At 52.6% G+C, this 21,229-nt stretch carries 25 protein-coding genes; 15 read left to right on the top strand and 10 right to left on the bottom strand.

All coding sequences use genetic code 11. From position 1 onward, the window contains the following. The first annotated feature begins 88 nt into the window (after window positions 1-88). A complete protein-coding gene (locus FJM65_RS04965; protein WP_181163640.1) occupies window positions 89-1,345 on the top strand; it encodes a pyridoxal phosphate-dependent aminotransferase in 1,257 nt (418 codons plus the stop codon). 5 nt (window positions 1,346-1,350) lie between these two features. Further along, window positions 1,351-1,638, top strand: a complete 288-nt coding sequence (locus tag FJM65_RS04960; RefSeq protein WP_140620050.1) for a YciI family protein — start codon at window positions 1,351-1,353, stop codon at window positions 1,636-1,638. A 67-nt stretch (window positions 1,639-1,705) separates the two neighbouring features. On the opposite strand, the gene FJM65_RS04955 is transcribed toward FJM65_RS04960, so the two are convergent. Next, window positions 1,706-2,164 (bottom strand): Lrp/AsnC ligand binding domain-containing protein, encoded by a 459-nt coding sequence (locus FJM65_RS04955; RefSeq protein ID WP_140620048.1) that lies wholly within the window; start codon window positions 2,162-2,164, stop codon window positions 1,706-1,708. Between the two features lie 164 nt (window positions 2,165-2,328). On the opposite strand from FJM65_RS04955, the gene FJM65_RS04950 reads away from it, so the two are divergent. After that, entirely contained in the window at window positions 2,329-3,285 is a 957-nt protein-coding gene (locus tag FJM65_RS04950; protein ID WP_140620046.1) for an asparagine synthetase A, read from the top strand. A gap of 851 nt (window positions 3,286-4,136) precedes the next feature. On the opposite strand, the gene FJM65_RS04945 is transcribed toward FJM65_RS04950, so the two are convergent. The 3 genes from FJM65_RS04945 to rocD form a co-directional block, all read right to left on the bottom strand. After that, entirely contained in the window at window positions 4,137-5,312 is a 1,176-nt protein-coding gene (locus FJM65_RS04945) for a DUF4407 domain-containing protein (protein ID WP_140620044.1), read from the bottom strand. A 143-nt stretch (window positions 5,313-5,455) separates the two neighbouring features. After that, window positions 5,456-6,193, bottom strand: a complete 738-nt coding sequence (locus tag FJM65_RS04940; protein WP_140620042.1) for a hypothetical protein — start codon at window positions 6,191-6,193, stop codon at window positions 5,456-5,458. A 263-nt stretch (window positions 6,194-6,456) separates the two neighbouring features. Next, a complete protein-coding gene (rocD, locus tag FJM65_RS04935; RefSeq protein ID WP_140620041.1) occupies window positions 6,457-7,698 on the bottom strand; it encodes an ornithine--oxo-acid transaminase in 1,242 nt (413 codons plus the stop codon). 258 nt (window positions 7,699-7,956) lie between these two features. Between rocD and FJM65_RS21155 the strand changes: the two genes are divergently transcribed. The 7 genes from FJM65_RS21155 (at window position 7,957) to rimO (ending at window position 12,070) form a co-directional block, all read left to right on the top strand. After that, window positions 7,957-8,124 (top strand): DUF5522 domain-containing protein, encoded by a 168-nt coding sequence (locus tag FJM65_RS21155; protein ID WP_181163639.1) that lies wholly within the window; start codon window positions 7,957-7,959, stop codon window positions 8,122-8,124. 134 nt (window positions 8,125-8,258) lie between these two features. Continuing rightward, window positions 8,259-8,498 (top strand): 50S ribosomal protein L28, encoded by a 240-nt coding sequence (gene rpmB / locus FJM65_RS04930; RefSeq protein ID WP_073851608.1) that lies wholly within the window; start codon window positions 8,259-8,261, stop codon window positions 8,496-8,498. 299 nt (window positions 8,499-8,797) lie between these two features. After that, the gene (gene rpmG, locus FJM65_RS04925) at window positions 8,798-8,986 is read left to right on the top strand and encodes a 50S ribosomal protein L33 (RefSeq protein ID WP_073851609.1); all 189 of its coding nucleotides are present in this window, start codon (window positions 8,798-8,800) and stop codon (window positions 8,984-8,986) included. 2 nt (window positions 8,987-8,988) lie between these two features. Further along, on the top strand, window positions 8,989-9,144 hold the full coding sequence (locus tag FJM65_RS04920; RefSeq protein ID WP_140620040.1) for a DUF4295 domain-containing protein: 156 nt from the start codon (window positions 8,989-8,991) through the stop codon (window positions 9,142-9,144). Between the two features lie 112 nt (window positions 9,145-9,256). Then, a complete protein-coding gene (gene ftsY, locus FJM65_RS04915; RefSeq protein WP_140620039.1) occupies window positions 9,257-10,216 on the top strand; it encodes a signal recognition particle-docking protein FtsY in 960 nt (319 codons plus the stop codon). 9 nt (window positions 10,217-10,225) lie between these two features. Next, window positions 10,226-10,738, top strand: a complete 513-nt coding sequence (locus FJM65_RS04910) for a carboxypeptidase-like regulatory domain-containing protein (RefSeq protein ID WP_140620038.1) — start codon at window positions 10,226-10,228, stop codon at window positions 10,736-10,738. A 3-nt stretch (window positions 10,739-10,741) separates the two neighbouring features. Beyond that, entirely contained in the window at window positions 10,742-12,070 is a 1,329-nt protein-coding gene (gene rimO, locus FJM65_RS04905) for a 30S ribosomal protein S12 methylthiotransferase RimO (protein ID WP_140620037.1), read from the top strand. A gap of 140 nt (window positions 12,071-12,210) precedes the next feature. Here the strand turns inward: rimO and FJM65_RS04900 are convergent, their stop codons facing one another. Then, window positions 12,211-12,561, bottom strand: a complete 351-nt coding sequence (locus FJM65_RS04900; RefSeq protein ID WP_262710933.1) for an endonuclease domain-containing protein — start codon at window positions 12,559-12,561, stop codon at window positions 12,211-12,213. A gap of 91 nt (window positions 12,562-12,652) precedes the next feature. Beyond that, window positions 12,653-13,030 carry a PH domain-containing protein gene (locus FJM65_RS04895; protein ID WP_181163638.1) on the bottom strand — a complete coding sequence of 126 codons (378 nt, stop codon included), beginning with the start codon at window positions 13,028-13,030 and terminating at the stop codon, window positions 12,653-12,655. 262 nt (window positions 13,031-13,292) lie between these two features. On the opposite strand from FJM65_RS04895, the gene bshC reads away from it, so the two are divergent. Next, window positions 13,293-14,858 (top strand): bacillithiol biosynthesis cysteine-adding enzyme BshC, encoded by a 1,566-nt coding sequence (bshC, locus tag FJM65_RS04890; protein ID WP_239022830.1) that lies wholly within the window; start codon window positions 13,293-13,295, stop codon window positions 14,856-14,858. Beyond that, window positions 14,858-15,439: a 5-formyltetrahydrofolate cyclo-ligase gene (locus FJM65_RS04885; RefSeq protein ID WP_140620035.1), complete on the top strand. Its 582-nt coding sequence runs from the start codon at window positions 14,858-14,860 to the stop codon at window positions 15,437-15,439. The genes bshC and FJM65_RS04885 overlap by 1 nt, the downstream gene beginning before the upstream one ends. Here the strand turns inward: FJM65_RS04885 and FJM65_RS21440 are convergent. Continuing rightward, a complete protein-coding gene (locus FJM65_RS21440) occupies window positions 15,436-15,939 on the bottom strand; it encodes a hypothetical protein (protein WP_219855952.1) in 504 nt (167 codons plus the stop codon). The genes FJM65_RS04885 and FJM65_RS21440 overlap by 4 nt on opposite strands. 612 nt (window positions 15,940-16,551) lie before the next feature. On the opposite strand from FJM65_RS21440, the gene FJM65_RS04875 reads away from it, so the two are divergent. Further along, window positions 16,552-17,088, top strand: coding sequence for a TetR/AcrR family transcriptional regulator (locus FJM65_RS04875; RefSeq protein ID WP_140620033.1), 537 nt, complete (start codon window positions 16,552-16,554; stop codon window positions 17,086-17,088). An 89-nt stretch (window positions 17,089-17,177) separates the two neighbouring features. Here the strand turns inward: FJM65_RS04875 and FJM65_RS04870 are convergent, their stop codons facing one another. The 3 genes from FJM65_RS04870 to mnmD form a co-directional block, all read right to left on the bottom strand. Further along, entirely contained in the window at window positions 17,178-17,486 is a 309-nt protein-coding gene (locus FJM65_RS04870) for a hypothetical protein (protein ID WP_140620032.1), read from the bottom strand. 221 nt (window positions 17,487-17,707) lie between these two features. After that, on the bottom strand, window positions 17,708-18,820 hold the full coding sequence (locus FJM65_RS04865; RefSeq protein WP_140620031.1) for an endonuclease/exonuclease/phosphatase family protein: 1,113 nt from the start codon (window positions 18,818-18,820) through the stop codon (window positions 17,708-17,710). A 62-nt stretch (window positions 18,821-18,882) separates the two neighbouring features. Continuing rightward, the gene (gene mnmD, locus FJM65_RS04860; protein WP_140620030.1) at window positions 18,883-19,569 is read right to left on the bottom strand and encodes a tRNA (5-methylaminomethyl-2-thiouridine)(34)-methyltransferase MnmD; all 687 of its coding nucleotides are present in this window, start codon (window positions 19,567-19,569) and stop codon (window positions 18,883-18,885) included. A gap of 129 nt (window positions 19,570-19,698) precedes the next feature. Between mnmD and FJM65_RS04855 the strand changes: the two genes are divergently transcribed. Then, window positions 19,699-20,127: an acyl-CoA thioesterase gene (locus FJM65_RS04855; protein ID WP_140620029.1), complete on the top strand. Its 429-nt coding sequence runs from the start codon at window positions 19,699-19,701 to the stop codon at window positions 20,125-20,127. A gap of 21 nt (window positions 20,128-20,148) precedes the next feature. Further along, entirely contained in the window at window positions 20,149-21,222 is a 1,074-nt protein-coding gene (rlmN, locus tag FJM65_RS04850) for a 23S rRNA (adenine(2503)-C(2))-methyltransferase RlmN (protein WP_140620027.1), read from the top strand. Window positions 21,223-21,229 lie beyond the last annotated feature (7 nt).

Here is a 21,229-nt window from a genome sequence, read left to right as displayed (position 1 = left end):
GCTGGCAAACAAACTTGTAAAGAGTTGCGCAAGCTATGTCAGAAATATATAACTTTACAGGACCTTCTTATACTCAGCAAATAATACCATGACAGTTTCTAAAATGGCGCAGAACCTGATCGGCTCCGAGATTATTCGGGTAGCCGGCGAGGTGAACGCAATGATTGCCAAAGGCGAGCCTATCTGCAACCTCACCATCGGCGACTTTAACCCAAGCATTTACCCGATTCCGGAGGAGCTGCGCAAGGGCATCACCAAAGCCTACGAGCAGGGGCACACCAATTACCCGCCTGCCAACGGCGTGGCAGTGCTGCGCAAGGCGGTGGTAAACTTCACCAAAGAGCGCCTTGGCCTCACTTACCCGGAGAACGATATACTGGTGGCCGGCGGCTCCCGCCCGCTCATCTACGCCACCTACCTGGCCCTGGTAGACCCAGGCGATAAGGTGGTGTACCCAACGCCATCCTGGAACAACAACCACTACTGCCACCTTTCTGGCGCTACGCCGGTGGAGGTGAAGACGCGGCCGGAGAACAACTTTATGCCGACTGCCGCCGACGTGAAGCCGCACCTGAAGGGCGCTACCATGCTGGCCCTGTGCTCGCCCCTGAACCCTACGGGCACGATGTTCTCTAAAAAAGACCTGGAGGAAATCTGCGACCTGGTGCTGGAGGAGAACCGCAGCCGCGGCGAAGGCGAGAAGCCGCTGTACATGCTCTACGATCAGATCTACTGGATGCTGACCTTTGGCAATGCTGAACACTACGACCCGGTAAGCCTGCGCCCCGAGATGCGTGATTACACAGTATACATCGATGGTACCTCCAAGTGCTTTGCCGCCACAGGCGTGCGCGTAGGCTATGCCTTTGGCCCGACAGTGGTGATGGACAAAATGAAATCCATACTTGGCCATGTGGGTGCCTGGGCGCCTAAGGCGGAGCAAATGGCCATGGCCGAGTTTCTGCAGCAGCCCGAGGAGGTGAACGGCTTTATGGATGAGTTTAAGCCGAAGGTGCAGGAAAGCCTGAACGTGCTGTATAACGGCTTTCAGGAACTGAAGTCGGAGGGTTATGCCGTGGATGCCATTGAGCCGATGGGCGCCATCTACCTTTCTGCCAAAATGGACCTGGCGGGCAAGACCACGCCGGAAGGCAAAGTGCTGGAGACGAGCCAGGACATTACGTTTTACGTGCTGCACGAGGCAAAACTGGCCGTGGTACCGTTCTCTGCCTTCGGTTCCGGCAAAGACCTGAACTGGTTCAGGCTGTCGGTAGGAGGTGCCTCTCTGGAGGATATCAAAGCCTCGCTGGGCAGGCTGCGTGAGGCGCTGCAGAAGCTATACTAAAGGGTATGTTTCTTGTATCGCTTACCTATATAAAGCCGCTGGCTGAAGTAGAAAAACACCTGGCAGAGCACGTAGCCTTTCTGAATAAGTGCTATGCTGCCAAGAAGTTTGTGGTTTCGGGGAGGAAAGTGCCGCGTACCGGTGGTGTTATACTTGCCTACAACTGCAGCCTGGCGGAGCTGCAGGCGCTACTGCAGGAAGACCCTTTTCACAGGCACGCTATTGCGGCATATGAGATAACAGAGTTTGAGCCCTCCATGTCCGCACAGGCGTTTGAGGCCTTCGTTTCATAGATTTTACTTCCCTACGTTAAGCACATAAGCAAAGGCGCCACCTGTAGTACTGCAGGTGGCGCTTTTGTTATTCTATCTCAATCTGGCGGTTTATACTTTCCTCCAGTGAGATCAGCGTTTCGGTGCGCTGCACGCCCTCAATAGACTGTAGTTTCTCGTTCAGCACCTCGCGCAGGTGCTTGGTGTCGCGGCAAATGATCTTGGCGAACATACTGTAGGCGCCGGTGGTATAGTGCAGTTCCACAATTTCAGGGATAGCCCGCATCTTCTCCACAGTTTCTTTGTACTCCGAGCCCTTCTCCAGGAACACCCCGATAAACGCACAGATATCAAACCCCACTGCCGAAGGGTTGATCAGCAGCTGCGCCCCTTTTACCACGCCCATCTCCGTCAGCTTCTTCATCCGCACATGGATCGTGCCGCCCGAAACGTGCAGTTCTTTGGCAATGTCAGTATACGCACGCGTCACGTCCTGCATCAAGAGCCTTAAAATCTGCTTGTCCAGATTATCAATTTCATAATTCATATGGTCCTGTACTTGCTGTTATTAACAAAGTTTCAAAGATAAGATTCTAAAATTGAAAATCTATTAAATAGCTAAAATAAAGTTTAATAAATTTATAATTTAAGACAACATTTGTTAGCTTTGTGATGTAATAAAACTCATTTAGTTAACAAATTTTCAAAAAAATGACAGAATCAGTAACACTTACGGAACCGACGGTGCTAGATGCCACCGTGAGCCACCTGAGCCGGACATCGCTGCCCAAGATACTGAAAGTGCAGCAGGGCATCGTGCGGGCCACCCACGACTTTATGTACAAGAAAGGCCTGACGCAGCTCATGCCGCTCATGCTCTCGCCCATCACCGACCCGCTGAACCATGGCGTGGTAGACGCTTCCATTGGCTATGCCGACCAGCGCTGGAGCCTCACCAAATCCATGATCTTCCATAAGCAGCTGGCCCTGATGAACCCTGAGCTTAGCAGCATTTACATCGTGTCGCCGAACGTGCGCCTGGAGTTCTCCGACCGCGCCGACACGGGCCGCCACTTGTTCGAGTTTACGCAGGTTGATTTTGAGTTTAAGGGCAAGGACCGCTTTTACGTGATGGAGTTTATGGAGGAGCTGGTAAACTTCGTGTTCCGCCGCCTGAACGAGGAGATGCCGGAAACGATACTTGAGTTGCGCGGGGAGCTGCTGCCGCAGTACGAGAAGTGGGAGGTATGCCGCACCGAGAAACTGGAGGCTGCCATGGGCCCGGACTATGAGCACCTTAAATCGGCGGAGGCCACTGCGCCGTTCTGGCTGCTGAACCACAAGCGCGAGTTCTATGACAAAGAGGACCCAAAGAAGCCGGGCACCTACCTGAACTATGACGTGATTTGGCCGGAAGGCTTCGGCGAAGGCCTGTCGGGCGCGGAGCGGGAGCACGAGTACCACCAGATACGCAAGCGCATGGCGGAGGTAGGCACCAACGAAGAGGCTTTTGCCCATTACCTGGAGGTAGCCAAAGAAGGCGGCATCCCGAAAACTGCAGGTGGGGGATTTGGCGTGGAACGCATGACCCGTTTTATCTGCCGCCTGAAAGACGTGGACGAGGTAACCGTGTTTTCGCGTAAACCTTTTACTAAAGCGGTGTTTTAAAAGAGTAGGGGGTAGAACTTAAGTATAAATAAATGAGTAGAGAATTATGGATGACAATAGCGACAATGCGGATAATCCTGCGAATTATAAATTGATAAAGTGGTTTAAGATGATGTAAAGGCCTGCTGCTGAAATGCTGCAGGCCTTTTTGCTTGACTGACGGTATCGTTGTGTTGCTCCAGATAGAGCTCAGTTAGAGTTTCCAGAGAGGCTTGTCTTGAATGTATTTCAAGGGCGTGAACGTGTGGCTGCGGCACCGGGCCCAACCACCCTTGACCATCTCCCGAAACAAGTCCGGGATCTACGACTTGTCTAAGGAGGGGAATCTTGAGTTACCATTTCAGAAGTATAAGTTTCATGGTTGGTGTTGTCATCAGCAGAAGTATAAACCCACCCCTAGCCCCTCGGAGGAGGGGAATTAGGGGTGGGTTTATACTTCTGCCCCCTTCGAAGGGTGACTTGGTTTAAACTCCGTCAGCCGTGGCTATCGAACTGATCCCAGTCTTTGGGTGGGGGTAGGGGGCCTCGACAAGAGCGCCTTCTAGATTTCCGGTTTCGCCTTGGCGGCACTGCGACGCAGGAGCAAAGGAAGTGTAGACAGCGCGATGCCCGAAGGCGAGGCCCCCTGGCCTTGAGGGAGCCACAGCAAGAAATGCAAAGAGTCGCTTATAAGACTGAGGATCAGCAGAAGCTAGATAGGATAGCTGTGTCGAATTACAAAGACAGCGGCAAAGTATAAAGGCACAAGCGGACGCTTGCGCTAGGGAAGCTTGATCTTATAACCAAGGAGCCATAAAAAAGCCTGAGCCGAAACCGGCTCAGGCTGATGATTCATACTTGCTAAAACAGGCTTACCACTTATAGTAACCGTTTTCCTCATTATCATTCAGCACATCGCTGGCGGTGTTGGGGCTGCGGTGGATGTCGGCCAGTTTGCGCTCCTTCCATACCGCGGCAGACTCGCGTACCACCTCCAGGTGCGCATCCGACTTGATGCGCTCTTCCTCTCGCTTGGCATCTATTTCATACTCGCGGCGGGCCGTAAACTTTGCCTCAGCCACCTCCTGGCGGGTGTCGTACTGCTTCTGCCGCTCAGCCACGCGCTGCATCTCCTGCGTGGTGCGCTCGTGCTCTATCCCTTTCAGGATGTCGTCGTAAGGGCCTTTGCTGGAGATGAGCTTGGTAAAGATGGGGGCGGTTTCAAGGCAGATGAACAGCAGCGTGATAAAGAATACCGGCAGCCAAGGCAGCTCATCCAGCGCATTGATACGGGCCATCAGGCCATCGTAGTTCGAGAAACTCTCCTGCCCCTCCGCCACTGTCTCATCATACTTTGCCATGAGGTTGTTGATGCGTTGCTGGCGCTGGTTAATGCGCTCCTGGGCGTCGGCCTGCAGCAGTTTCAGCTCCTCGTCTACTTTATCATACTGGCGCTTTTTCTCCTCATATATCGGGCCGCGGCCCACCTTGCCCGTACCACCGGTACCATCGGCCTCAGCGGCCACGGCCTCGTAGAACTTGTTGCGCTCCTGCAGCTTGGCCTCCACCTCCTGGCGTATAGCGGCCATCTCAGCCTTTACAGAGTCTACCTCGGCAAACTGGCGCCCCACCAGTTGCTTGTGCTCTATGGCCAGCTCCGCCTGCTTCTCCTTCAGCACGGCCTGTATCTCCTTGTCAAAGATCTTCAGCTCCAGTGGTTTGGAGATAACAACGGCCAGCACCAAGGCCAGCAGGATACGCGGCGTTACCATCAGCAGCTCTTTCCAGAACCTACCCTCCTTGCGCAGCGTGGATACAATAAAGCGGTCGAGGTTGAAGATGACAGCGCCCCACAGCAGGCCAAAGGCAACCGCCATCGGTACGGAGTCAAAAACGGTGTAAAGGGCATAGCCGCCCGAGATGCTGGCCAGCAGGCCCGTGAAAAGCACGGTGGCGCCCACACCCGCATACTTTACGTGCTCCGATTTAGAGCACTTCTCAAGAATCGTATCGTCGGCGCCGGCACACCACCAAAAGAATTTCTTCATTTATACTTGATCAAAATGTGAAAGCATAGCAGCCATATGAAAGGTATACGCTAATAACGTAAGATGTAGCAGGTTTTATACTTCTGCGGCGATTTAATCGACTAATATCCAGATAGCTACTATAAAACAGGAAACGTGTGTGGCTAAAGATTTGGTTCAAGGGAGGAGTTGGAGTTGTGCAGCTTCTCGTAGAGCAGCAGCGAGGCCATGGCGCTGGCGAGCACCATGCGCGTATCGTCGGGGAGGTTGGGCTGCAGCCATACCTTGCCGTTATTGAGCACCTGCACCGCCCCCAGCAGCTCCTTGCCGGCCTTAAACTCATAGCCAACAATATCAGGCAGCGGCATACTTTTGCCTTCAAACTTGTACACAGGCGCCACGGTATAAACAGTGCTGCCGTTGGATAGCTCCCCCTCGAAGCGCTGGCGGTCCTGGTAATGGCCGGGGTCGGAAGTGAGCAGGTGCCACTGGCCGCTCTCGGGGGAGGTGAAGTAGCTGGCGTAGTACTCCAGGTTGGGCGAAAGCCGTATGCTGATGCCGTTGCTGGACTTCAGGTTCTTCTCGTGCAGGCGGCTGGCGCCGAACACGTACCATTCCGTGCCCTGTGCGCTCATCAGGCTAAACTCATGCTGTTGCTTTGCCTTGATGTTCTCGTAGCCGAAAAGGTTGAAGCCGCCGCTGTTCTTCCAGCCGCGGTGCACGTTGGCCACCGTATAGTCGCCGATGGTGAACTTGCCGTTCGGCTTGAGCACTTTGCGCCCCTCTACGGGCAACTCCTGCGCCTCCTGTTTAAAGGCAGACTCCAGGGCCATGTGCGGAACAGAGCAACCCTGCAGCGCCAGCACTCCCGCCAGCACTGCAGTCAGTAATGTATTTCTCATAGTTTTATAGGTATAGTAGCGTTGTTAGCCAATGTAGTAATGGCAAATATAGCCTTAGCATATATAGTGCCAGTTGCTGCGGAAGAGGCTGGGAAAGAGGGTAAAAGTATGGCTGGCGGTTCAGCGAGGGAGGTGAAAGTATAAACTGAGCAAGTATAAAGCTGTTTGTCCGGGGGCGGTCCATGAGCATAAACCATATGGGCGGGAAATAAAAAAGGCAGAAGCCGTAGCCCCTGCCTTTCATACTTGTGGTGGTTTATACTTTAGAAGCCCATGATCACCTCTTCAATGATGTCGCAGCACTCGTGCAGCTGATCCTCCGTCATTACCAGTGGTGGCGCAAAACGGATGATATCGCCGTGGGTTGGCTTGGCCAGCAGGCCTTTGTCTTTTAGCTCTACGCACACATCCCAGGCCGTGCGGCCATCTTCGGTAGGCTTGATTATGATAGCATTCAACAGGCCACGGCCGCGCACCAGCGTTACCAGCTCAGGGCGCTTCTCGATGAGGCGGCGCATGCGCTCGCGGAATACCTCTCCGAGCCTGTTCGCGTTTTCCGTTAGGTTCTCCTCCCGGATCACTTCCAACGCAGCAATGGCAACCATAGCCGCCAGCGGGTTGCCGCCAAAGGTAGAGCCGTGTTCGCCCGGCTGGATGCAGAGCATGATATCGTCGTTGGCCAGCACGCAGGAAACCGGCAGCACGCCGCCAGAGAGCGCCTTGCCAAGTATAAGTATGTCGGCTTTCACGTCGTCGTAGTAGCTGGCCAGCAGTTTGCCGGTGCGCCCGATGCCGGTCTGTATCTCGTCAGCCATCAGCAGCACGTCATACTCCTTGCACAGCGCCTGCGCCTTGGCCAGGTAACCCTCGTCCGGCACCACCACGCCAGCCTCGCCCTGTATCGGCTCCACCAGGAAACCGCACACGTTCGGGTTCTCCTTCAGGGCGCGCTCCAGCGCCTCCACATCATTATAAGGAATCACCTTGTAGCCCGGCATGTATGGTCCGAAGCCTTTGGTCGAGTCAGGGTCGGTGGAGAAGGAGATGATGCCGGTGGTGCGGCCGTGGAAGTTATGCTCCACCACGATGATCTCGGCATTGTGCGGCGCGATGCCCTTCTTCATATAGCCCCACTTGCGGGCCAGTTTGATGGCTGTCTCCACGGCCTCGGCTCCTGAGTTCATGTACAGCGACTTATCGTAGCCGAACAGCTCACAGATATACTTCTCGGCCAGGCCCAGCTTATCGTTGTAGAAGGCGCGGGAGGTAAGCGTCAGCTGCTGCGCCTGATCGGTTAGTGCCCCAACTATTTTGGGGTGGCAGTGGCCTTGGTTCACGGCGCTGTAAGCCGACAGGAAATCATAGTAGCGCTTTCCTTCTACGTCCCACAGGTACACGCCTTCGCCGCGGTTAAGCACCACGGGTAGCGGGTGGTAGTTATGGGCACCATACTTGTGCTCGGTGTCGATAGCCTGCTGGCTGGAGGTGATGGTTTGAGTGTTCATAGTTTTCGATTATCAGATTCTGGAGTGGCTGGTAGCCCGCGGCCACTCTCTTAATTACAGTAAATTGGGTTTAATGTTGTCAAAATTACACATTTCAGCCCCACATCAAAACATGGGCGCAGGGTAACAAGGCTGGGTAGCGCCGCCGCGGCCGGAAACGCGTTTGTGTAGCCGCAGCCCAAAAGGTGACAAGCTTGTAACGCATGTTTGCATGCCTTTATTTATTTGGCGAGCTTTGCAGGCTAAAAAGAGGAAGACTTGGCACAGAAGCTAACCGAAGGAGAAGACTTTTATTTTAACCAGCAAGGGCTGATGGTGCTCACGGCAAAGTACCTGCAGAAGCGCGGCTACTGCTGCAAAAACGCCTGTAAGCATTGCCCTTACGGCTTCCATGAGCAGGTGGCGGCAAAGCGGAAGGAAGTATAAAAGCTGTAACCGAAGCCCGCGCCGCGAAGCAGGTTCTACACAGGTAAAGTAAAATTTTAGCTAGGGGGTTGATATTCTGTTTCTTTTTATAGATATTTGCACCCCTATTGAAATAAACCAGAAAAGAATACAAGATGGCACGAGTTTGCGACTTAACAGGTAAAAGACCACAGGTAGGTAATAACGTTTCTCACGCTAACAACAAGACGAAGCGTAAGTTTTATCCAAACCTACAGAAGAAGCGCTTCTACATCCCGGAGGAGGATGCTTGGGTAACGCTGAAAGTTTCTACTTCTGCACTGAGAACCATCAACAAGAATGGTATCACTGCGGTGTTGAAGAAGGCTGTAGAGCAAGGTTACATCCTGTACTAGTAGTGCTGTAATCCGGCTGCGCCGCCTACGGTAGCCTTTGGCGCCAGGCTTGCCCCGGAAAAAGCCATCTGGTACTTTAAGATAAACATCGGCAACGGAGAGAAGCTGTAGATGCTTTCCCTCCGTTGCTCTTTTTTTGACCTTAGCCTTTTCTGCCGCGGCAGGAGGGGCCGCTTATCCTACAAGTGTAAATTGTGTGAAGTGCGGCAGCGTGCTTCTACAAGAAAATTTATACATTGTTTGTAATTAGAGATTTAAGCTTTTATATTTGCAGTCCTAAATAAAAAATTACTGTCGAGATGGCTAAAAAAGCAAAAGGTAATAGAATCCAGGTTATTATGGAGTGTACAGAGCACAAAGCTACTGGCATGCCTGGAACTTCAAGGTACATCACTACCAAAAACAGAAAGAATACTCCAGAGCGTCTTGAGCTGAAGAAGTATAACCCTGTGTTGAAAAAAGTAACTGTACATAAAGAAATTAAATAACCATGGCTAAGAAGGTAGTTGCAACCCTAAAGACCGCTACAGGTAAAGACTGGGCGAAAGTAATTAAGGCTGTGAAGTCCCCAAAAACTGGTGCTTACAGCTTTAAAGAGGAGATGGTACCTGTTGACAAAGTGCAGGAGTTCCTTTCTAAGAAATAAACAGCCTACTCTACATCGATAGATAGATAATACGAAGAAGTCCCTTTACCGGGACTTTTTTAGTATATTACCGTATCAGTGAGATAATATTCACCCTACATCGTAAACCGGCATGGGAATTTTTGACTTTTTCAGCAAAGAGAAGAAAAAAGAATCGCTGGACAAAGGCCTCGAGAAAACCAAGAGCAACTTTTTCGGTCAGCTAAGCAAAGCCGTTATGGGCAAATCCACCGTGGACGTGGAGGTGCTCGACGAACTGGAGGAGATTCTGGTGCATGCCGACGTAGGGGTGGACACGACGGTAAAAATCATTGACCGCATTGAGCAGCGCGTGGCCCGCGACAAGTACGTGAGCACCGATGAGCTGGACACTATCCTGCGCGAGGAGATTGCGGCGCTGCTGGAGGAGAACCGTGCCGGCGACGGCGCCAACTTCGACCTGCCAAAAGACATAAAGCCATACGTGATCATGGTGGTGGGTGTGAATGGCGTGGGCAAGACCACGACCATTGGCAAGCTGGCCGCGCAGTTCCATAAGGCCGGTAAAAAGGTAGTGCTGGGCGCTGCCGATACGTTCCGGGCCGCTGCCGTAGACCAGCTCATCATCTGGGGTGAGCGCGTGGGCGTGCCGGTTATTTCGCACGGCATGAACACCGACCCGGCCTCTGTGGCTTATGATGCCGTGAAGAAAGGCGTGGAAACAGGCGCCGATGTGGTGATCATCGATACGGCCGGACGACTGCACAACAAGGTGGGCCTGATGAACGAGCTGGCCAAGATCAAGCGCGTGATGCAGAAGATAACACCTGACACGCCGCACGAGGTGCTGCTGGTGCTGGATGGCAGCACAGGCCAAAACGCCCTGCTGCAGGCCCGCGAGTTTACCAAAGCGACCGACGTAACGGCGCTGGCCATTACCAAGCTGGATGGCACGGCCAAAGGCGGCGTGGTGATAGGAATCTCCGACGAGTTTAAGATCCCGGTAAAGTATATCGGGGTTGGCGAGAAAATTGAGGACCTGCAGCTGTTCGACAAGCACGAGTTTGTAGAGTCGTTCTTCTCACGCAAATAAAGTATAGCCATGGCTAAGTTCCTGCTGTTGCCGCTGGCGCTGCTGCTGTCGCAGTGCAACGGCGCCAACCAGACCCATCAAAACACACAAGAGCCGATGGAAAACCAGGAACAGGCAAAACAGGTGCAGGAGCAGCAAACTCCCGTAGCACAAGGTATACGCGGGCAGGTGCTGTGGGTATCGGGAAACCAGATGCCCTCACCGGACGCGCCGCCGAGCAAAGGCAGGGGCGTGCAGCGCACCCTATACATCTACGAACTCACCAACGCCAGCCAAGCCAAAACCACAGACGGTGTTTTTCACACCAACATTCAAACTAATTTAGTGACTCAGGTTGTTACAGATGCTAATGGCAACTTTGCGGTTAGCCTGAAGCCCGGCAGGTACAGCCTTTTCTCGAAGGAGGAGAAGGGCTTGTTTGCCAGTATCTTTGACGGAGAGATGAACATCAACCCGGTGGAGGTAGAGGAGGGGCAGGTAACCAGCGTGGAGTTTCTGATCAATTATAAAGCAAGTTATTAATCCGTGAAAGTAAGATCGCTCAAGAAAGATAAAGTAAACGTAGTTACATTGGGTTGCTCTAAAAACCTGGTGGACTCGGAAGTGTTGATGGGGCAGTTGCGCGCCAATGAGTTTGAGGTGGCGCACGAGTCTGAGAACGATGATTCCAACATCATCATCGTGAATACCTGTGGCTTTATCGATAACGCCAAGCAGGAGTCTATCGATACCATTCTGCGTTACGCCGAGGCTAAGGAGGCCGGCCAGATAGATAAATTATACGTTACAGGTTGCCTTTCGCAGCGCTACAAAGACTCGCTGGAGCAGGAGATTCCGCAGGTGGACGCCTACTTTGGTACGCTGGAGCTGCCGCAGTTGCTCAAGAAGCTGGAGGCCGATTACAAGCACGAGCTGATCGGGGAGCGTTTATTAACCACGCCATCGCACTTTGCATACTTTAAGATAGCCGAAGGCTGTAACCGCCCCTGCTCGTTCTGCGCCATCCCTTTGATGCGCGGCAAGCACGTAGACCGCCCGATTGAGGACCTGGTGCGCGAGGCGAAGCGCTTGGCAAGTATGGGCACGAAGGAATTGGTGCTGATTGCGCAGGACCTGACCTACTACGGCCTGCAGCACTACGGCGAGCGCAAGCTGGCTGATTTGCTGAGAAACCTGTCTGATGTAGACGGAATCGAGTGGATCAGGATGCAGTACGCCTACCCGTCGCAGTTCCCGATGGACGTGTTCGACGTGATGAACGAGCGCGAGAACATCTGCAAGTACCTCGACATGCCGCTGCAGCACATCTCCGATAACATGCTCAAAACCATGCGCCGCGGCATCAGCAAGCGCAGAACTATTGAGCTTGTAGACCAGATCCGCCAGCGCGTACCGGACATCGCCCTGCGAACCACCCTGATTGCCGGTCACCCGGGCGAGACAGACCAGGACTTCCAGGAGCTGTATGATTGGGTAGAGGAGACGCGCTTCGACCGCTTGGGCATCTTTACCTATTCGCACGAAGATAACACGCACTCCTATACTTTAGAAGACAGTGTGCCGGAGGAAGTGAAGCAGGAGCGTGCCGATGCCATCATGGAGTTGCAGCAGGGTATTTCGGTGGAGCTGAACGAGGAGAAGATCGGCAACACCTACAAAGTACTCTTCGACCGCAAAGAAAGCGGCTACTTCGTGGGTCGTACGCAGTACGACTCTCCGGAGGTAGACAACGAGGTGCTGGTGCCAGCCGACAATACATATGTAAGATTAGGTGATTTTGCCAACGTGAAGATCACAGATGCTTCTGATTTTGATTTGTATGGCGAGGTGATTCCTAATGGAGCTACACATTAAGCTTCAGCTATAAAAATATTCTTAAAAGCCCTGCAAGTATAGCTTGTGGGGCTTCTTGTTTTTATACTTTGAAGTTAGAGGCAATTCTCAGTGGAGCAACAATTCCCCTCCTCGGAGGGGTTAGGGGTGGGTTCTTACACCTACCGATGTTCCAGAACCCAAGCCTCAATCTGTCTGAGAACATTACCCAAATTTTGCTTCACCTCTTTATCGTCAAAGCGCAAGAAGCTCACGCCAAGGTTTTCGAGTGCTTGCTGCCTTGCCACATCCAATTCATAAGTATAGTCGTGGCTGTCTCCATCAATCTCTATACCCAACAATAACTCCTTGCAGTAGAAGTCTACAATATAGTTATCAAGCGGTTTTTGCCTGTCAAAATCGAGTCCCAGTAGCTGTTTGATCTTTAGCTCATTCCAAAGTATAACCTCAGAAAGTGTGCTGTTCTGACGGAGCTGCTTTGAGAGTTCATTTAAGTATGGCTTGTAAGGTATAATTTAGTGTTTCATCTGCAAATGGTTAACCCACCCCTAACCCCTTCTTGGATAAGGAGGGGTTAGGGGTGGTTGGACTTGGCAGGGGAGGTCACAACACATACTTACTCAGCACTCGATACGCCTCATTGATATTATCACCTTTCCGGAAATCCTGCTTTATCGTTGGTTCCGATTCCCCGGTGAGCCAGATCTTCAGTTCGGCGTCCAGGTCGGCGATGCCGGCGCTCTCTTTGGAAAACATCTTGATGCTGCCGTAAGGGATGCTTTGGTAATCGATCTTGGAGCCGGTGAGGCCCTGCTTGTTTACTAGGATGAGGCGCTTGTTCGTGAACACCAGCATGTCCCGGATCAGTTTGTAGGCGCGTTCGATGCGCTCATCATCGATTAGGATAGGCTGAAATTCTTTTGCCAGTTTTTCGATAGACACCTCGGAGGCGTGCCCCATCATGCCGCTTAGTAATCCCATAGGTATAGAAGTATAAGTTGATTTGCTACCCTGCTTTACGCTTGGCCGCGGAATAGTTTACATGCTTTTTTCGTGTAACCCGTGTAGGTACAGCAACAGCCCACCTCCCTCTTCCTGCTTTCTATCGTATCATCTGCAAAACCGAAAATAAAACCTTTACTTTGTGCTGAGGCGGCCAAGTATAAATTAGCTGCAACACATTTCGGGCTAAACTGTTTAAAGGGCTAAACCTACGGCTACAAAGCAGATGGAAGTACAAACCATGAAGATAACCAAGATAGACTACGCCGCCACCGGCGCCTTCTCCAAAACCATAACCGATTACCTTTGTTGTAGCGGGCAGCTGCAACCGTTCTACAACCACTTCCCGACCCTGGAAGCCTTCGGGGCACAGCTGAAGGAGAAAAGCTTTAGCCAAGAGCAACGCCAAACCCTGCACCAGGCGCTGCAGGAGCAGTATACTTCCCTCTCCGACATCAACCCAAAGGTGCAGCAGAACCTCGACCTGCTGCTGCAGCCCAACACCTACACCGTCACCACAGGCCACCAGCTCAACATCTTCACGGGGCCATTATACTTTGTCTACAAGATCATCACGGCCATCAACACCTGCAAACAGCTGCAGGAAAAATACCCCGACTATAACTTTGTGCCGGTGTATTGGATGGCCACCGAAGACCACGACTTTGCCGAGATCAACCACTTCAGCCTGTTTGGCAAGGCTTATACCTGGGAGACAGACCAGACCGGAGCCGTAGGCAGGTTCTCTACGGAAAGTATGGAGCCGCTGCTGAAGGAGCTGCCGGAGGCATACCCTGTTTTTGAGGAGGCTTACCGCAACAGCAAGAATCTGGCAGACGCCACGCGCGCCATTACACATGCATTGTTCGGGGAGTATGGCCTGGTAAGTATAGACGGCGACCACACAGAGCTGAAGAAGGCGCTGCTGCCGGTGGTGGAGCAGGAGCTAACCGGGCAGCTGTCGAACCGGCTGGTGGAGGAGACGAGCGCGCAACTGGAGGAGCTGGGCTACAAGCCGCAAGTATACTCCCGCGAGATCAACCTGTTTTACCTGACCGACACCTTGCGCGAGCGCATTGTGCAGGAAGATGGCAAGTATAAAGTGCTCAACACCGACCTAAGTTATACTTTGGAGGAGATGCTGCAGGAGGCGCAGGAGCACCCGGAACGCTTCAGCCCGAACGTGATCCTCAGGCCGCTGTACGAGGAGCTTATACTTCCGAACCTGGCCTACATTGGTGGTGGTGCCGAGGTGGCCTACTGGTTTCAGCTAAAGAAGCTTTTTGCAAAGTATGAGGTGGCTTTCCCGCTGCTGATGCTGCGCAACTCGGCGCTGTACATCAGCCGCAGCAATGCCAGCCGCATGCATAAACTGGAGCTCCAACCACAGGACCTGTTCCAGGACTACCAGGAGCTGAAAAAGCAGCTTTCGGGCCAGCTGCACGAGGAGGAGATAAGCCTGGAGGCGCAGGGAGAGGCTGTAGCCGCCGCCTTTGCCGAGGTGGAGAAGTTGGCCGAAAATATAGACCCGACGCTGGTGAAAGCCGTGGGGGCCGAGGCGCAGAAAGCAGCCAACTCGCTGCAGATGCTGGAGAAGAAGATATCCAAAGCCCGCGACAGCAAACACGAGCAAACCTTTAAGCAGCTGGAAAACCTGAAGGATAAATTGTTTCCGGGCGGTACCCTGCAGGAGCGAAAGGACAACCTGCTCACCTTCCAGACGAACAACCCAGACTTTATACCGGCGCTGGCAGAGGCTTTCGACCCGCTGGAATTTAAGTTTACCATACTGGAGGAGGAGGCGTAATGCAGAAGGCAGAGCTGCGCAAACACATGCTGCAGAAGCGGCGCAGCCTGCCGCAGGAGGAGGTGCAGCGGCGTAGCCTAAGTATAGCAGAGCTGTTCTTCCGGCATTTTCCGCTGCGGGCAGGGCAAACGGTGCACGTGTTTCTGCCTATCCTTAAAAACAACGAAGTAAACACCTGGCTGATCATTGAGCGGCTGCGGCAGGAGCACCCCGAGGTGCGCGTGGCCGTGCCGGTAACTGATGCCGTGCAAAACATCCTCACGCACCACCACCTCACCGACGAGGCCGTGCTGGTAGAGAATACCTGGGGCATCCCCGAGCCGCAAAACGCGCAAATCATACATGCCCGGGAGGTAGATGTGGTGCTGGTGCCGCTGCTGGCTTTCGATAAGGCTGGCCATCGCGTGGGTTATGGCAAAGGCTTCTACGACCGCTTTCTGGCCGACTGCCGCCCGGATGTGCTGAAGGTAGGCCTTTCGCTGGAGCCGCCCGTGGAATGTATAGCCGATCCGAACCCCTTTGATGTGCCGCTGGATGCGGTGGTGATGCCGGAGGGAGTGTGGCAAAAGAATAGTGTTTAATTCTGCTGCTTTGCCGCCTGGTGCTGCATAATCTTATCCCAAGCCTTTCTGGTAAGCATCACCAGGTCCCGTTTCTGGATATCCCAAATAGAAACAAAGTTATCCGAAAAAGTATAGTGTTGCTTCCAGTTGCTCATGTTTCCGTAAAGCAGCATCGTACAGATATCAGTCGGCGTCATATAGTCTCCTGTAGCTGGCAGGTGGGTATGAATAGTGGATACTTCTTCTGCCCCGTCCTCGGCGCAGTTTAGCGGGATGATGCTCTGATGTAGCCGTTGCTTGCTCCTGACTTTGTTGTTCTTGTCGAAAGAAAGAAGGTAATCGTTTCCTAATACTACCACGCCGTCCACCTGCGGGCCTGTCAGCACGTAAACCTTTTTCTCGTTGCCGTTAATTAAGGGTACTAAATTTAAGCTCGTGTTATTATAGGTCTTAAATAGAGTATCTGCATTGATTTCAGCTAACGCGGCTTTTCTTATCTGATAAAGGTCGTTTTCCAATTCAGTAAAAGGCCTCGTCTGCTCCAAAGCCTTTGCCTTCTGTACATTAAATGATTTATCGAATGTAAATGATACCAGGGATTGGGGGACATCTCCTTTGCTGAAGAAGATACACTTTACGCTATCATTGCTTTCATAGGAAAAGTATCCGCCGGCTTTCTCCCTCAGGTGCGGGTAGTTTTGCAAGAAAAGGTCTGTGCCGTGCCACGAGGCCAATTCTGACCTGTATAGCTTATAACCTTCATTTATTACTTGCGCCTCTGTTTTCTTATTCACCCTATTTTGGGCAGACACGGAGGCCGTCGCCATGAAGATTAGGAAGAGAAGTATATTTTGTTTCATAATTTGCGTTAGGCCCTGTATAAAGTATCAATATAGCCGATTTAAATTATAATGCTGCGCTAAACTTTGCAAACACTGCCGCCAGGGTATGGCAACAAGCAGTATAACAACAGGCAGATTTATCAGAAAAAACTATCGGTACAAACGTATCGTTTGTAAATACTTATTTTTTAAGTAGCTATATCGTACTTTTGTAATTCGCCCAAGCAGGTGCATGTAAATTTGCCTGAGCCTGCCATCCCGTTGCATATTCCGCTATACAGTAAGACCATGGCCAAGACCAAGAAAGAAATTATTTTAGACACCGCATTACACCTCTTTGCAGAAAAAGGGTACGATGCCACTCCCACTAGCCAGATTGCCAAAGCGGCTGGCGTATCAGAAGGACTGATCTTTAAGCACTACATCAGCAAGGAAAACCTGCTGGAGGCTGTCGTAAAGTCAGGCTACAGGCGAATTACCGAGAAAAGTAAGAAATCAGTAGAGGAGAACGACCCGGCCAAGCTGATCAGCAATGTGCTGGACATGCCGCAGAAACTGGTGGAGGACGAGCGGGATTTCTGGCGCATGCAGTTCCGGATGGTGGACGAGGAGGTGGCGCAGCGGCACCACCAGCGCTACCTGAATTCTGTGAAAAAGAAGCTGGTAGAGGCGTTTCAGAAGCTGGGGCACAAAGAGCCGGAGCTAGAAACCGAGATACTCATGCTGCTGGTAGAAAGCCTTTGGCGCGCTTACCTCACCAACGAGGATAAAACGCACTTCGCTAAGATGCTGGAGCTCACTAAATCTAAATTTATTGCAAAATAGGCAGCAGGTATAAACTGCCGTTCCGATAAACAAAAACGCCTCGCCGGGATTATCTTCGGCGAGGCGTTTTGCTTGGGTGCGTACAGGGGTTAGCCTTTGTACACCACGTTAAATTTCTTCAGCTCGTCTATTGGGCCAAAGTGCTGCTTCTCAATTGTTTTGCCGCGGCGCTTCAGGTGCACTTCCACTGGTGCCATGGTTCTGGTCATGTCGGAGTTTACCACCTTCACGTAGAATTTTCTGGCTTCTTCAGAGGCGCCCTTCTCAAAGGTGTGCTTCTGCTGGTTGCCATTTACCGGCAGGCCCGGAATTACCTGATAAGTAGTGCAAACCACTTCATACTTAGGGAGAAACGGCTTGATGATGCTAAAAGAGACTTTTCTAAGTAAGCTTTTCATATAATGAACGATTTGGGGATACCTGTTCTGTATTGCAATGTAGCGCTTTATTTCAAATTTCAAAGTATGGCGGCTGCAAAAAAGTGCAATTTAGCTTCTAACTATTTCATTGCAGCTTAAGTTCATCTTTGATCAGGACAAAATAGAAAATAATGTGCTGCAGCCCTTGCGGGCAATTGGATGCTGCTCTGAAGTATACTTTGGTAGAAGTGCAAGTATAACTATTTGGTTGTCAGTGTGTCTGGTTTTTTGCCTTCCTCCAGGGCCTCTTCCACACCTTCTTCTATAGTCTCCTTGGCCTCCTCGTGCGTGTCTTCGTCTGGGGCGGGCGCCACCTGCTCATACTTTTCGTCGGGCTCGTAACTGAGCTGCACATAAATCGGGAAATGGTCGGAGTTGATGTTGTCCAGGCGCTGTAGCTCCACGAGCTTAAAGTGGGTGGAGTGGAAGATATGGTCCAGCGGCCAGCGAAAGATAGGATATTGCGCGTGGTAAGTGCTGTAAAAGCCCCGGCCTATGCGCGGGTCCAGCAGGCGGCTCACCTCCTGGAAAAGCTTGGTGGTAGGCGACCAGGCCACGTCGTTAAAATCGCCGGCCACGATAACCGGGTACTTCGAGTCCACTACCTCCTTGCCTACTATGATGATCTCTGCGTCGCGTTTGCTGGAGCTCTTCTCCTCGGTGGGCACGGGCGGCTTGGGGTGCACGCCCCTGAACTCTATCCAGGCGCCGCTGCGCAGCTGCATGTAGGTTTTAATAGAGGGAATGTCGTTATCCAGTATATAGCTTACCTTCTTCTGGCGCAGGGGCAGTTTGCTGTACAGGTGCATGCCGTAGGTGTTAGCCAGGGGCACCTCTACGCGGTATGGATAGGCATCGGTAACCTCCCGCAGGGCCTCTTGCCAGGCAGAGTCCGTCTCCAGCGCCAGCAGTACATCCGGTTTGTAGCTCTCTATCGCCCCAATAAGTTTGTCGTAGGCCCTGTTGGACATCAGCACATTAGAAACCAGTATGCTAAGGTGCGTCGTGTCGGAAGGGTCGCGCTCAGACTTTATGGTTTGCACCGGCGCAAGGGCAGTGTAGGGGTAGATGTTGACGGCCTGGTAGATAACCGTGGCGGCCAGGATAAGCAGCTCCGCTTTATCGCGCCGGCGGTGCTTAAAGCCCAGCGCATTCAGCATCACCAGGCTGATAACAGCCATAAAGAACAGCTGTACCCTCGGAAAGTCGAACATGCGCACATACCATACTTCTGCCGGCAACAGGGGGACTAGCGTTCCGATAACAGCAATGGCTGCCACGGCCCGAAAAAGTATATTTAGTGCACGTTTCATAAGGGGTTGCTTTACGGTGATGCCGGGCACCACGTTTTAAAAAGCCTGCTTTGTAGCAGGTGTTAGCTGCCGGGGGGCAACGGCTTCAGGCCACGCGTCATCTCGCGCTTGCCCGGGGGGCCAGGCAGCGCCTCCACCACAAAGCCGGCAGCTTTCAGGCTGCGCTTAAACGAGCCTTTGGCGCAGTAAGTAACCAGGGTGCCGCCCGGCCGGATGGCCTTGTACAGTTTTTCGAACATGGCATCAGACCACAGCTCGGGCTGCTTCTCGGGGGCAAAGGCATCAAAGTATACCACGTCGTAGTAAGCGTTTGGCGCCACAAACTCCTCCAACGACTCATGCATCTTCTGCAGCGAAAAGTATGGAATCACCTCAACGGGCTCGTTCCAGGGCGCGGCGTGCAGCTTCAGGAAATACTCGTACAGCTCCGGGTTCAGGATGATGTTCTCGTAGTGCAGCTGCTGCACCACCTCCTCTGTTAGCGGGTACTTTTCCAGCGAGTCATACTGGATAAAGGCTTTTTTGGCCAGCGCGTACGGAAAGGTGAGGATGGCGTTCAGGCCGGTGCCGAAGCCGATCTCCAGCACTTTCAGGTCTTTTTTCTGCTCTAGGGCATGCTCCAGGCCATGCTTTATAAACACATGCTGCGACTCCTGCAGCGCCCCGTGCACCGAGTGGTAGTGCTCGTTCAGCTCGGGCACAAAAAGGGTGTTAGAACCGTCTTTTGTCTGTCGGATTTCGAGGTGCATGGTTTTTGTGTTACTTTGCAAAGGTACGCAATACTGCAATGCAGCCGCAATATACCAATACCAGAATTTAATAAAATTATAGAAAGCAGCAAACAAAGTATGCGTTTATACTTGCAGCTGCCCCATGCTATGGCACGAGTTAAAGTATATATCCCCAACCATACCCACTTTACGGCGCGCATTCCGGTGCGCGTAACCGACCTGAACTACGGCAACCACCTCGGCAACGACGCCCTGCTCTCCATTATGCACGAGGCGCGCATGCAGCTGCTCGGCCACTTCGGCTGGAGCGAGTTAAGTATAGGCGGGGCCAGTATGATCATGGCTGATGTGGCGATCGAGTACAAGGGAGAGGGCTTTTACGGCGATGTGCTAACTATAGAACTGGCCTTTGACGACCTGAGCAAGTATGGCTTCGACATCACCTACCACATCACGAACCAGAACGGCAAAGAAGTGGCCCGCGCCAAGACCGGCATGCTGTGCTTTAACTACCAGGAACGCAAACTAATGAGCCTGCCCGCCGAAGTAAAGGCAAAGATTGAAACTAAAGCCTGAGGATTTTTGTAATTTTGCAGTATGACTTTGATTGCAGATATAAACATCATTGATAAAAAGGATATCCGGAAGCTGACGCTGGACGACCTGAAGGCGTGGCTGGTGGAGAACGGGGAGAAGCCTTTCCGGGCTAAACAGGTATACGAGTGGCTCTGGAAGCACTCGGCCCAGTCGTTTGCGGAGATGAACAACGTGAGCCTGGCCCTGCGCGAGAAGCTGGAGCAAAACTTTTCCATTAACGCCGTGCAGGTGGCCACAGAACAGCTGAGCAACGACGGCACCATCAAATCTGCTTTCATACTATACGACAGCAATATTGTGGAGGGCGTGCTGATCCCGCACGACGAGCGCAAGACGGCCTGCGTGAGCAGCCAGGTGGGTTGCTCGCTTAGCTGCAAGTTCTGCGCCACCGGCTACATGGACCGCGTGCGCAACCTCGACGCCGCCGAGATCTACGACCAGGTAGTGCGCATCAACGAGCAGAGCCTGAAGCAGTACAATCAGCCGCTCACCAACATCGTGTACATGGGCATGGGCGAGCCGATGCTGAACTACGCCAACGTGATGAAGAGCATCGAGCGCATCACGGCGCACGATGGCCTGGGTATGGCGGCGCGCCGGATTACGGTAAGTACCGCCGGCATTGCCAAGATGATCAAGAAAATGGCCGATGACGGCGTGAAGGCAAACCTGGCGCTGTCGCTGCATGCGGCGAATGATGAGAAGCGCAACCAGATCATGCCGATAAACGAGACGAACTCCCTAGAGGCCCTGAAGGACGCGCTGAAGCACTACCACCAGATAACCGGTCGCAAGGTAACGTATGAGTACATCGTGTTCGACAACTTCAACGACACCCTGCAGGATGCTGAGGAGCTGCTGCGCTTCTCCAAGGTCATCCCTTGCAAGATCAACCTGATAGAGTATAACCCGATCGAGAACGCCGATTTCGTAAACACCGACGACGACCGCCTGCAAGCGTTTATCTATTACCTGGCCGACCGTGGCCTGCAGGTAAATGTGCGCCGTAGCCGTGGCAAGGATATCGACGCTGCCTGCGGTCAGCTTGCCGTGAAGGAGAAGCAGCCGGCGTAAGGTATAA

Source organism: Pontibacter mangrovi (assembly GCF_006385705.1).
Classification (GTDB): domain Bacteria; phylum Bacteroidota; class Bacteroidia; order Cytophagales; family Hymenobacteraceae; genus Pontibacter; species Pontibacter mangrovi.
This window is presented reverse-complemented; position numbering and strand designations above follow the sequence as displayed.